The organism is Phytopseudomonas flavescens, from assembly GCF_900100535.1.
GTDB classification, from domain to species: Bacteria; Pseudomonadota; Gammaproteobacteria; order Pseudomonadales; family Pseudomonadaceae; genus Aquipseudomonas; species Aquipseudomonas flavescens.
This window is the reverse complement of the sequence record NZ_FNDG01000006.1, coordinates 280564-292447: the sequence shown is the minus strand read 5'-3', so window position 1 is coordinate 292447 and position 11884 is coordinate 280564. Positions and strand designations below refer to the sequence as shown.

The following is an 11884-nucleotide window of genomic DNA, read 5'->3' as shown; positions in this document are numbered from 1 at the left end:
CTGCAGGGCCTCGAACCCTGCCGGGTCATTGGCGAGCTTGCCCTTAGTGCGGTGCTTGCCGTTTGCCTGCACCGTGGCAATGTCGAATGAGTGTTTAGCGATGTCGATTCCGACTACAGACATGGTCTTCTCCTCTTTCAGTCTGATCGTCACTGCATCCGTCCAGCCTTGCTGATGCGAGCTCGAGGCTCTGGATACCGTTCGGACTTATCAGGATGAGTGTGGAGGAGCGCAGCGCAATCTACGTCGCAAGCTCGAGGCTTAAGGGTGGACACAGCTTGCAGCTCCTCCCCCGATGATCAGTCGGGAACTATCGCCTCTCGTGAGGCAGTAGTCGAGATACAAGGGTGGATCGGGGCGCGTAGCTGACGCTCTTTCTCATCCACCATCGCGATCGCAGAGCGGTGGACAGATCGGGCCGCGTAGGTGAAGCGTCGTCCACCCTACAAATGACCGCCTTTGCCTTTTAGCGCCTGCGGGCTACTGGCGCATCCCGATCGCCAGCCGATTGAAGGCGTTCATCAGCGAGATGGCGAAGGTCAGGTCGCTGATCTGCGCATCGTCGAAATGCGCCTTGAGCGGATCGAAGCGCTCATCCGGCGCGTGAGTCTGTGCGATGTCGGTCAGCGACTCGGCCCAGGCCAGTGCCGCTCGCTCGGCATCGCTGAAGTGCGGACTGATACGCCAACCGGCCAGACTGTCCAGCTTGACCTGCGTGGTACCACCTTGGCGCAGCGCCCTGGCGTGCATTTCCAGACAGAATGCGCAGCCATTGATCTGCGAAATCCGCAGGTACACCAGTTCGATCAGGGGCAATCCCAGGCTGCTGGCGGCCAGGGCGTTCTTGGTTGCCAGCAGGCCTTTGTAAGCGTCGGGTGAAAGCTGGCTGTAGGGCAGGCGCAGGGTGCTCATGGGTAATCTCCGTGAGGCAGGTTGAAAGGATAATGCGAGGCTGGAAATGGCGGCGTCCCCTGCGACACTGGACGCTATCTTAGAGGGGGCAGGCACGATCTGTAGAGCCAAGACCACTGAAAATCAGTGGTCCATCATTCGCCCTGGCGCATCGGCATCCGGTCGATGGCCGCGAAGATCACCCGCAAGTCCGCATCGGCGCCTTGCTGGATTTTCTTGCCGCCGTCCTTGCCGAGCAGAATGAGCTGCGGGCGCCGGTTGCCGGCATCCAGCGCCAGCAACAGGCGCCTGGTGGCGATGGGATCGAGGGGCTGGTCGTTGCGTTGCCCCGCTCTGCCAACCACGGTGTAGAGCACCATGTCGCGCTCGGCGAACGCTTCGCGGTTGGCAGGCTGCGCCAACGCCTCACGCACCCGGACGAGCAATGGATCGTCCGCATCGTCGGCGAGCAGGATCAGCGGCCGGGTTTTCCACAACTCGGCCTGCAGCGGGTTGTCCGTGGCGTGAGCGGTGAAGGCGAGCGTCGCAAGTAACAGGATCAGAATGGCTTTCATCGCGATGTCTCCTGGTACAGGTGGTCGAAACCCGGGCGTCGGAAAGCGAACAGCTGACCACCAGCCAGTTCCCCACTACGGCCACTGGCGCGTCGCTGGCACACGAGCGCCGGCGACGCCCGCTGCTCAGTAGGACAGGTACGAGGAACGCGTCAGGCCCAAGCGCAGGGCATCGAGGAACTGGGTGCGTTCACGGGCATTGATCCTGGCGCTGGCCACCTTGTCGCGGTAGTGGGTCATCAACTCCTCGGGCGACAGGTGCACGTAGCGCAGCATGTCCTCGATGGTGTCGTGGGTTTCGATGCCCGCGTGGTAGATGCTGCCATCGGCATTCTGGTAGATGTTCACCGAATCGGTATCACCGAACAGGTTGTGCATGTCGCCGAGGATCTCCTGATAGGCACCGACCAGGAAGATGCCCAGCACGTAGTCCTCGCCCTCGCGCAGCTCGTGCACCGGGAGGCTGGTCTCGATGGACTGCTCGTCGACGTACTGGTTTATCTTGCCATCCGAGTCGCAGGTCAGGTCCTGCAGCACGGCGCGGCGCAGCGGCTCTTCGTCCAGGCGATTGAGCGGCAGGATCGGCAGGATCTGGCCGATGGCCCAGGTGTCCGGCAGGCTCTGGAACACCGAGAAGTTGCAGATGTACTTGTCGGCCAGCTTGTCGTTGAGCTCGTCGAGCACCTGACGGTGCGAACGCTGGCGCGCCTTCAACTGGTTGTACAGGCGCCGGCAGATGGAGAAGTAGCACTGCTCGGCGAGGGCCTTCTGCGGCAGGTCGAGCTTGCCGGCGGAGTATTGCCCGGCGGCCTCGCTGACATAGTGCGTGGCACGCCAGTAGGTTTCGGCGACCATTTCCGGGTCGCTGTCGTCGAGCAGGTCGATCAGCACCTGCAGCACTTCCGGCTGCTCGATGCTGCGGTCGATATCCGGCACGTCGTCGTTGTGCCGCTCGACGTCGGTCACCTGCACCAGCAGCAAGGCGTGGTGCGCGGTCATCGCCCGGCCGCTTTCCGAAAAGATGTGCGGGTGGGGGATTTCCTGGCGGTCGCAGAACTCCTTGAGCATGTCGACTACCGCATCGGCATAGTCTTCCATGTCGTAGTTGATGGAGCTGGCGTTGCGCGAGTGGGTACCATCGTAGTCCACACCCAGGCCACCGCCCACGTCGATATGATCGACCGGCAAGCCGAGCGCGCGCAGCTCACCGTAGTAGCGGATGGCCTCCCGGAAGCCCTTGCGGTAGTCGGCGATGTTGGCGATCTGCGAGCCCATATGGAAATGCAGCAGGCGGATGCCCTGATCCAGCCCGGCCTTGCGGAAGCGCTCGACCACCGACAGCAGCTGCGCTGCGGAGAGACCGAACTTGGACTTCTCGCCACCGGTGTCGGCCCACTTGGAGGATGCCAGGGACGACAGGCGCACGCGCAGACCGATCTGCGGCGCGACCTTGAGCTCGGCGGCCTCTTCGATCACCAGGGAAACTTCCGACTCCTTCTCGATGACGATGAACACGTTATGGCCGAGTTTCTGGCCGATCAACGCCAGGCGGATGAACTCGCGGTCCTTGTAGCCGTTGCAGACGATGGTGCCGCCCTTCGGCGCCAGGGCCAGCACCGCCAGCAGCTCGGGCTTGGAGCCGGCCTCCAGGCCGATGGAGACGTTCTCGGTGGCGATGATGTTCTCCACCACCGCCTCCTGCTGGTTGACCTTGATCGGATACAGCGCGGTGTAACGGTTGCCGTACTCCAGGCGCGCGATACTGGCGTCGAAAGCGCCGGTCAGCTTGCGCACGCGGTCTTGCAGGATGTCCGGGAAGCGCACCAGCAACGGCAACGACAGGCCGCTCTGGCGCAACTCGTCGACCTGCTCATAAAGGTCGATGGGCGTGCTGTCCGGCCCGTTGGGGCGGACTTCCACACGGCCTGCATCGTTGATCGAGAAATAACCCGCGCCCCAATGGCGGATGCCATAGACACTGCGGCTGTCAGCCACCGTCCATTGGCTTCCATCGTCCTTGCGTGTACGTCGTGCAGCCATCGAGGTCTCCCCTGTAGCGGATGGGCTGATGCTGTCGTAGGCAACCGAGCGAGCATAGAGCCTGAAAATGACGATTGCCCGGCAACGCAGCGGCCCGGCTATCGGTAAGTGTAGCGACCTGCCGGCGGCACTCAGCCGCCGGATTTCTTGGCCTTGAAGCCTCGCTTGAGCAACTCGCCGAGCAACAGCTCGACATGCTCGCCCTGGATTTCGATCACCCCGTCCTTCAGGGCGCCACCACAGCCGCAGCGCTTCTTCAACGCCGAGGCCAGTTCCTTGAGCGGCTCTTCGGCCAACGGCACACCGCTGACGGTGGTCACCGTCTTGCCACCACGGCCCTTGGTCTCACGGCGCACCCGGGCAATGCCATCGCCTTCCGGAATCGCCATGCGCGAACAGCTGCAGGCGTCCACGGGCTGCCCGCAACCCGGGCAATGCCGGCCGGCGTCCGTGGAATACACCAGGCCGCCGAGCCCGGCGAATGAAGCAGCTTTCTTGGCCACCGCGTTTTTCCTCAGTGGATGGGAGCGGCGCAGTGTAACGACAAAGGCGGCCTCTGCTAACAACCGAAATGCGCCACCCCCTGATGGATTGGCGACTCACGCCTGGGCAACAGTGCGTATCGCCCGAATGGCTGCGCTATCGCTTGGCGAGATAGTGCTGCAGGGCCAGCAGCGAGTCGGGGCAGTAGGGCTTGCTCTGAGCGTCGAACTGCGCCGCCGCAACTGTCATGAAGCGCGCTTCGAGCACTTCTTCAGGCTGCAGCAGCAACGGTGCATCGGACACCGCGGAAAAAACCGCGCACCAGATGCGATTATCCGGCTGGTCGAAAAAGAACCGCCCATGCTCGCGCAGTACGGCATCGCCGATACCCAATTCCTCCGCCAGCTCGCGCTCGGCCGAGGCCAGGTAGCTTTCGCCTGCCGCGACCATGCCGCCAGCCGCCACGTCCCAGTAACCGGGATACACCGCCTTGCTCAGGGTGCGCCGGTGCACGCACAGCTCACCGGCAGGATTGAACAGCAGAATGAACGTGCCGCGTCCGATCAGACCGCGTCTGCGCAGTTCGGCACGGGGCAAGGCGCCCAGCACTCGATCCTGCTCGTCGACCCAGGCAACCAGCTCGGCATCCGAGGCGGCGCGATGCGCCACCTCGGTATCGCTACCCGCCACCGATCAGCCCTGGGAGAGCAACTGGCGCAGGTCGATCACCGCGGCGTTGGCGCGGGAGATGTAGTTGGCCATCACCAGCGAGTGGTTGGCGAGGATGCCGTAGCCACTGCCATTGAGGACCATAGGGCTCCACAGCGTGGCCTGAGCGGCCTCCAGTTCGCGGATGATCTGCCGCACGCTGACGGTGGCGTTCTTCTTCGCCAGTACATCGGCGAAGTCAACCTCGACGGCGCGCAACAGGTGCGACAGCGCCCAGGCCTGCCCGCGCGCCTCGTAGAACACGTTGTCGATCTGCAACCAGGGCGTCTCGTAGCTGCGCTCGGTGACCTCGGGCACCTGGCCCTCCGCCAGTTGGGTGGTCTCGGTGATCTCGGTGTTCAGGCGGACCTGGCCGACACTGGCCGACAGCCGCTGCGACAGCGAGCCGAGGCGGGTGGCGACGTCGCCGAACCAGTTGTTCAGGTTATCGGCACGGGTATAGAAGCGCGCACCACTCTGGCCGGGCTCGGACAGTCGGGCCAGATAGCGATCCAGGGACTTGATGCCATCACGGTATTCCGATTCGGCGGCTGGCAGCGCCCAGCTGCGATGGTCGAAGTTGAAGCGTGGTTCGGCTCGCGCCAGGTCACCATCCTCGGTGGACTGCGACTGGGAACGGGCGAAGTCCTTGCGCAGCGCGCGGGAGAAGTCACGCACCTGCACGAGCACGCCATACTCCCAGCTCGGCATGTTGTCGAGCCACAGCCCCGGGGGAGCCAAATCGTTGGAGAGAAAACCGCCGCGCTTGTCGAGCAGCGTTTCGGCGACCTGCTTGAGCGTTTCCACCGAGGTGTAGCCGTTGACCACCTGGCGCTGGCTGCTTTGGGCAGCAGCCTGGACGCGCTGCTGTACCGGGAACATGTCAGGCTCCTGGCTCCAGTACCAGCCGACAACCAGTGCCACCAGCAGGTAGACAGCCAGCACACCGACGATCACGCCACCGAGCCGACCACCGACGCGACGGTGTGATCCAGCGGTAGCGCCATCGTCGGCACTGCGTGTGCCGGAGGTGCGGTTCTTCCAATCGAGCATGGCGGTTATCCTTTGATCTGCGACGTACAGGGCTTCGACCACAGGCCGATGGCAGGGTTGCGCTAATACTTGCATCCCAGGCAGCTTGCATCGAGCCTACGCTGCTCACTATAGGGGAAGGCTGCTTCGCTGCGCAGCGCAACGACCTGTTCACGACGTGACAAGCGATGCCAGGCCCCCTCGGAACCATCCCCATTGATGGCGGGTCGGTCTAAAGCATGAAATGCGGGATAACTCACAATTTTGACGCCAGAATAATGTCAATACAACCACCAAGTGATATCATGACGCCACCACGGGCAGCGATTCGCCGCCACTCACAGATTGATACCCCATGAACGAGCATGAAGACCCCAGCCGCGACCGGCTCAAGCAGCACTTTGCCCAGCGCGTCATCCACCAGGCCCGTCAGGTGCTGGAGGTCTGGCAACGCCTGCAACGTGCCGAGTGGAACGATCTCGGCATGCAGGAGCTGCACGAAGCCGCGCAACTGTTGCAGCGCTACGCCGAGCGCTTCGAGCAGGCCGAGCACCGCGACCTGGCGCAGCGCATCGTCGCCTGCCTGGGTGCCGTGGATGCCAATCGGGGGCGCCTCAACAGTGACGTCATCAGTGAGCTCAACCAGTTGATGCAGCGCCTGTCGCGTACCGGCCTGCGCCATGGCGACCGCTTCGAACAGACCACCCTTCCGCCGCTGCGCAAGCCGGTCTACCTGGCACTACAGCACCTGGAGCGTGCCGAGCGGCTGGCGCAGCAACTGGAGTTCTTCGGCATGAACGCCAAGCCGCTGGATACCGCCAACGCCTTTCGCGCCGCCATGCTCGAACGTCACCCGGCAGCCATCCTGATGGAGATAGACTTCGCCGGCTGCGGCAATGGCCTGGTGCTGGCCCAAGACGTCCAGGAAGGGCTGCAGGAGAAGATTCCGTTGCTGTTCTACAGCCACGAGGATACCGACACACCGACCCGCCTGGCGGCCGTACGCGCAGGCGGGCGCGAGTTCTTCACCGGCACCCTGGATGCCTCTCGGCTGCTGGAGCGTATCGAGGTGCTGACCCATGTCCTGCAGTACGAACCGTACCGCGTGCTGATCGTCGACGACTCCCGTGCCCAGGCCACGCACACCGAACGGGTGCTCAACAGTGCCGGCATCGTCACCCGCACCCTGACCGAGCCAATCCAGGCCATGGCCGAACTGGCGGAATTCCAGCCGGACCTGATCATCCTCGACATGTACATGCCCGCCTGCAGCGGCACCGAGCTGGCCAAGGTGATCCGTCACAACGACCGCTATGTCAGCGTGCCGATCATCTACCTGTCCGCGGAGGACGATCTCGACAAGCAACTCGACGCCATGAGCGAAGGCGGCGACGACTTCCTGACCAAGCCCATCAAACCGCGCCATCTGATCGCCACGGTACGCAATCGCGCCGACCGCGCCCGCAACCTCAAGGCGCGCATGGTGCGCGACAGCCTCACCGGCCTGTTCAACCACACCCACATCCTGCAGTTGCTCGAGGATGCCCGCTTCCGCGCCCAGCGTGACGGCCAGTCGCTGAGCTTCGCCATGCTCGATATCGACTATTTCAAGAAGGTCAACGACAACTATGGCCACCCCATGGGCGACCGGGTGATCAAGAGCCTGGCGCTGTTCCTCAAGCAGCGGCTGCGCAAGAGCGACTGCATCGGCCGCTATGGTGGCGAGGAGTTCGCCGTGGTAATGCCCAATACAGACGCAGGCACGGCTGCCAAGGTGCTCGACGAAGTCCGTCAGCGCTTTGCCGAAATCCATTATCCCGCCCAGCCCCACGACCTCAGTTGCACCTTCAGCTGCGGCATCGCCGAACTGCGGGACGATCTGGACAGCAGGCACCTGTCGCAGCGTGCCGACGACGCCCTCTACCGCGCCAAGCACAGTGGCCGCAATTGTGTGGAAGTTTGCGACTGAGGCAACGGATCCACCCCATGGCCTGGCTTGACGCTTTCCCACAGCGTCATACGCCTGTCATGCATACGCCATAACGTACCGACACGCTGCACTGCATGGCGCAGTGCCATTACCCTGGTCGTCGGTCGAGTTCCATGCGCCTGAAATCGCTCACCAACCTCAATACCCTGCTGCTGGTCGGGGTCGGTATCGCCCTGGCCTGCACGCTGGGGTGGTCACAGCGGGCATCGGAACGCCCCTACCGGCTGATGGAGCAGTACCTGGGCCTTTCCCAGCACTTCCAGCGCGAGGTTGCGCAGAACGTTACCGGCTACCTGGAAAGCGGTGACGCGCTGCGCCACAGCGCTGCCCTGCAGAGTCTCGATGACTTGCAGCAGAACGTGGCCCAGTTGCCTGCCGATCTGGCGGCCGATCTCGGCCATAGCCTCACCGAACTGAAGACCTTCGCCAGCGAACAACTGCTCGCGGCCGGAAAACTGTCCGGGGATCCCCAGGGCCTGCTGATCCAGGCGGAGAGGGAGATGGCCGATGCCTTGTCGAACATCGCCAGGTACGCCGACGAGGGCCAGGGTGAAGCAGTACAAGCCTATCGCCTGCCGCTGTTCGAGGCGGCCCAGCACCTCGCCCGCCTGGCCCTGGCCCGCGACAAGCTGGTCAGCAGCGGACGCAGCGAGCTGGCCGCGGACGTGGAACGTGAAGTGCAGTCGCTGCAGGCGCTGGCGAAAGCCATCGATGGCCTGGCACTGCTCGGCCTCACCGATGAAGCGGCATCGGGCGGTAACGCCTTCGCCTCACTGATGGGCCTGGACAGCGACAGCCAGGAGAGCGAGGCGCAAGATCGCGGCATCGTCCTGAAACGGGAGCTCAATAGCCTGCTCGCGCGCTACCCGGGAGAACTGGCGCGTACCCGTGCGCTGATCGAACAGCGTACCCAACTGGCCGATGCGACCCGCGCGCGACTGGATGCGGTGCAACAGTCGTTCACCACCCTGGAACCCCAGGTGCGCGCCGAGCATGGCCGCATCCAGGGCGAGGTGCGCCTGATCCTCGGCGCCATGGTCGCCCTGATCCTGCTCATCGCGTTGATCATCGACACCCTGCAACGGCGCCTCGCCCGCCTGCTCGAGCGACTGGTGCCGGCCCTCTCGGCCTGGGCCGCCGGTGATTTCAGCCGCGACATCCACCTGGCCACCAACACCCGCGAGCTGCGTGACATCGAGGAATCGTTGAACCGCCTGCGCGCCTATCTGGTCGACCTGGTCGGCACCATCCACCGGCATGCTGGCCAGGTCTCGGCCTCCAGCCGCACCCTGGCCGACCTCAGTGGTGGCCTGCACGGCGGCGCCGAACGCCAGGCCAGCGATACCGCGCAGATCCGCGACGCCCTCGGCGAACTGGAAGCGACCATCCTTCAGGTCGCCGGGGACGCCAGCCAGACCGCCACCGCCAGCCGTGATGCCGACCGCGCCCTGGCCCAGAGCCAGCGGGTCATCGGCAGCAGCCTGACCGGCCTGCACGCGCTGGTCGAGGAAGTACAGGGCAACGCCCAGGCCATCGAGCGCCTGGCCGAAGAGACCGGCACCATCGGCAGTGTGCTGACGGTAATCCACAGCATTGCCGAACAGACCAACCTGCTCGCCCTCAATGCCGCCATCGAAGCCGCCCGCGCGGGCGAGGCCGGCCGGGGCTTCGCCGTGGTGGCGGATGAAGTACGCACGCTGTCGCTACGCACCAGCGCCGCTACCACGCAGATCCAGGACGTGATAGGCCGCCTGCAGACCGCCGCCAACGGCTCGCTGGTGGCGATGCGCAGCCAGGTCGAACACGCCCAGTCCACCGCCAACCAGGCCCGCACGGCCGATGGTGCCCTGGACGAAATCGTCAGCGCCATCCGTACCATCGCCAGTATGGCCGAGCGCATCGCCGATGCCACGGCCTACCAGAGCGGCGCGGTCAGCGAGATTCGCGACCACAGCGAACGCATCCACCAACTGGGTGGCGACAACCTGCAGCGCATCAGCCAGGGCCGCGAACAGAGCGGCGAACTGCAGGCCCTGAGCGGGCAACTGAACCAGGCAGTGCAGGCCTTCCGGGTATAGGCGAAGAAAAAGGCGGAAGCAGCCGTAGGGTGGATCGGGGCGCGTAGCTGACGCTCTTTTCATCCACCATCGCGATCGCAGAGCGGTGGACGGGTCGGGCCGTGTAGGTGAAGCGTCGGCTACGCGCCCCGGTCCACCTTACAAATGACCGCTATCGCCACGAACCTGCCACCTACGCGGCCTTATGCCGCACGGCCATCCGCCAAGGCAGGCATCGTCCGGCCAGCACGATCGCCACTTACAGCACACGACGTGGCATGCATCGCCGGCTCCGCTATCATGGCGCGATCAATGCCTCACGAGATACCCATGCCACGTTTCCTCTGCCTGTTGCTGTTGCTGGTCGTCTTGCCTGCCAGCGCCGGCGTTTTCGATAGCCGCCCGAATGCCGCACCGCTCGGCCAGGCGCTGAACAACAGTGCCGATTTCCTGCCCGTGCGCGAAGCCTTCAAGCTCAGCCTGGTGAGCAGTTCGTCAACCTCGGCGACCCTGCGCTTCGTCGCGGCCGAGGGCTACTACCTGTATCGCCACCAGTTCAAGTTCAAGGTCGAGCCCGTCGCACTGGCCGGCGCCCCCGTGCAACTGCCGGATGGCCTGCACAAGACCGACGAGTATTTCGGTGACGTGCAGGTGTTCTACGAGGTACTGGATGTCGACGTGCCGCTCGACAACCCGGCCAACCAACCGCTCAACCTCGCCGTCACTTACCAGGGCTGCGCCGACAAGGGCCTGTGCTATCCACCGGAAACCGAGACGCTGGCCATCAACGGCGGCGTTGCAGGCTCGACCGGCGTAGCGGGGCCGACGAAGGCAGGTTGGAGCTGGGTCGATCTGGCATTGATGTTCGCCGCAGGCCTGACGTTGACCTTCACGCCCTGCGTACTGCCCATGCTGCCGATCCTCTCCGGCGTGGTCTTGCGCGGCCGCCCGAGCAGGGGCCGCGGGCTGGCGCTGTCGCTGGCCTACGTGCTGCCGATGGCGGCCTGCTATGCCGCACTCGGTGCCCTGATGGGGCTGTTCGGCGCCAAGCTCAACCTGCAGGCCATGCTGCAATCCCCCTGGGTTCTGGTGCCATTCGCGCTGTTCTTCGCGCTGTTCGCGGTGGCCATGTTCGGTGTCTTCGAACTGCGTCTGCCGGCCTCCATTCGTGAGCGCCTGGACCGCAAGGCCGCACAGACCCAGGGCGGCACACTGGCCGGCGCGGCGACCCTGGGGGTGCTTTCCAGCCTGATCGTCTCCCCCTGTATCACCGCGCCGTTCACCGCCCTGCTGCTCTATATCAGCAGCACCGGCGATGCCGTGGGTGGCGCGCTGCAACTGTTCGCGCTCGGTTTGGGCATGGGCACGCCGCTGGTGATCTTCGCCGCAGGCGGCGGCGCCTTGCTGCCCAAATCCGGTACCTGGATGGTCGCCGTGCGCAACGCCTTCGGCGTGATGCTGCTGGCGGTCTCGGTGTGGCTGCTGGAACGAGTGCTGCCCGCTAACCTGTCGCTGGCCCTCTGGGGCCTGCTGGCCGCGGGCGTGGCGCTGTTTCTCGGCGCTCTGGAATTCACGCCCAAGACCTCGCGGGGCAAACTGGCTCAGCTCGCCGGCCTGGTTCTGCTGGTCTACGCCCTGGCAGCCTGGACAGGCGCTCTGCAAGGCCACGACGACCCGCTGCGACCGCTGGGCAGCAGCTTGCCGGGCGCCCAGCAGAACAGCGCGACAGCTGGCAGCTGGCAGACCGTCAGTACCCCGGCCGAGCTGGATGCGGCCCTGGCCCAGGCCAAGGACGCAGGTCAACCGCTGCTGCTCGACTGGTATGCCGACTGGTGCATCAGTTGCAAGAAGATCGAGCGCGAGGTGTTCAATTCGCCCCAGGTCGGCCCGCAACTGGCTGACTATCACTTGCTGCGGTTCGACATGACCGACAGCACCGCTGCCCAACGGGCGTTGCTCGACCGTTACCAGTTGTTCGGTCCTCCGGCGATTCAGCTGTTCGACGGCAAGGGCCAGGAATTGCACGACCTGCGCGTGGTCGGCGAGATCGATGCCAAGGCGTTTTCCGGGCGCCTGACGCAGGCACGAGAACGTTTCTGAGCAGTTCG

At 64.6% G+C, this 11884-nt stretch carries 9 protein-coding genes; 3 read left to right on the top strand and 6 right to left on the bottom strand.

Annotation, left to right across the window (positions count from 1 at the left end):
* Positions 1 to 480 precede the first annotated feature (480 nt).
* The 6 genes from BLR94_RS10595 to BLR94_RS10570 form a co-directional block, all read right to left on the bottom strand.
* Positions 481 to 912 carry a carboxymuconolactone decarboxylase family protein gene (locus BLR94_RS10595; RefSeq protein WP_084304485.1) on the bottom strand — a complete coding sequence of 144 codons (432 nt, stop codon included), beginning with the start codon at positions 910 to 912 and terminating at the stop codon, positions 481 to 483.
* 134 nt (positions 913 to 1046) lie between these two features.
* Positions 1047 to 1466, bottom strand: a complete 420-nt coding sequence (locus tag BLR94_RS10590; RefSeq protein ID WP_084304486.1) for a DUF4174 domain-containing protein — start codon at positions 1464 to 1466, stop codon at positions 1047 to 1049.
* Between the two features lie 126 nt (positions 1467 to 1592).
* Complete coding sequence (gene speA / locus BLR94_RS10585; RefSeq protein WP_084304487.1) at positions 1593 to 3506, bottom strand: arginine decarboxylase; 1914 nt, start codon at positions 3504 to 3506, stop codon at positions 1593 to 1595.
* A gap of 131 nt (positions 3507 to 3637) precedes the next feature.
* Positions 3638 to 4009 carry a translation initiation factor Sui1 gene (locus BLR94_RS10580; protein WP_084304488.1) on the bottom strand — a complete coding sequence of 124 codons (372 nt, stop codon included), beginning with the start codon at positions 4007 to 4009 and terminating at the stop codon, positions 3638 to 3640.
* 136 nt (positions 4010 to 4145) lie between these two features.
* The gene (locus tag BLR94_RS10575; RefSeq protein WP_084304489.1) at positions 4146 to 4679 is read right to left on the bottom strand and encodes an NUDIX hydrolase; all 534 of its coding nucleotides are present in this window, start codon (positions 4677 to 4679) and stop codon (positions 4146 to 4148) included.
* A 3-nt stretch (positions 4680 to 4682) separates the two neighbouring features.
* Positions 4683 to 5750, bottom strand: a complete 1068-nt coding sequence (locus BLR94_RS10570; RefSeq protein WP_084304490.1) for a DUF2333 family protein — start codon at positions 5748 to 5750, stop codon at positions 4683 to 4685.
* 334 nt (positions 5751 to 6084) lie between these two features.
* Between BLR94_RS10570 and BLR94_RS10565 the strand changes: the two genes are divergently transcribed.
* From BLR94_RS10565 to BLR94_RS10555, 3 genes are all read left to right on the top strand, one after another.
* A complete protein-coding gene (locus tag BLR94_RS10565) occupies positions 6085 to 7698 on the top strand; it encodes a GGDEF domain-containing response regulator (RefSeq protein WP_084304491.1) in 1614 nt (537 codons plus the stop codon).
* A 134-nt stretch (positions 7699 to 7832) separates the two neighbouring features.
* Positions 7833 to 9797 carry a methyl-accepting chemotaxis protein gene (locus BLR94_RS10560; protein WP_084304492.1) on the top strand — a complete coding sequence of 655 codons (1965 nt, stop codon included), beginning with the start codon at positions 7833 to 7835 and terminating at the stop codon, positions 9795 to 9797.
* A gap of 309 nt (positions 9798 to 10106) precedes the next feature.
* Positions 10107 to 11876 carry a protein-disulfide reductase DsbD gene (locus BLR94_RS10555; protein WP_084304493.1) on the top strand — a complete coding sequence of 590 codons (1770 nt, stop codon included), beginning with the start codon at positions 10107 to 10109 and terminating at the stop codon, positions 11874 to 11876.
* The last annotated feature ends 8 nt before the right edge of the window (positions 11877 to 11884 follow it).

Bases quoted from the DNA above. Each gene is read 5' to 3' on its own strand.
- BLR94_RS10570 (WP_084304490.1), bottom strand. From the start codon at position 5,750: ATGCTCGATTGGAAGAACCGCACCTCCGGCACACGCAGTGCCGACGAT.
- BLR94_RS10555 (WP_084304493.1), top strand. From the start codon at position 10,107: ATGCCACGTTTCCTCTGCCTGTTGCTGTTGCTGGTCGTCTTGCCTGCC.
- BLR94_RS10560 (WP_084304492.1), top strand. From the start codon at position 7,833: ATGCGCCTGAAATCGCTCACCAACCTCAATACCCTGCTGCTGGTCGGG.
- BLR94_RS10590 (WP_084304486.1), bottom strand. From the start codon at position 1,466: ATGAAAGCCATTCTGATCCTGTTACTTGCGACGCTCGCCTTCACCGCT.
- BLR94_RS10595 (WP_084304485.1), bottom strand. From the start codon at position 912: ATGAGCACCCTGCGCCTGCCCTACAGCCAGCTTTCACCCGACGCTTAC.
- BLR94_RS10565 (WP_084304491.1), top strand. From the start codon at position 6,085: ATGAACGAGCATGAAGACCCCAGCCGCGACCGGCTCAAGCAGCACTTT.
- speA (WP_084304487.1), bottom strand. From the start codon at position 3,506: ATGGCTGCACGACGTACACGCAAGGACGATGGAAGCCAATGGACGGTG.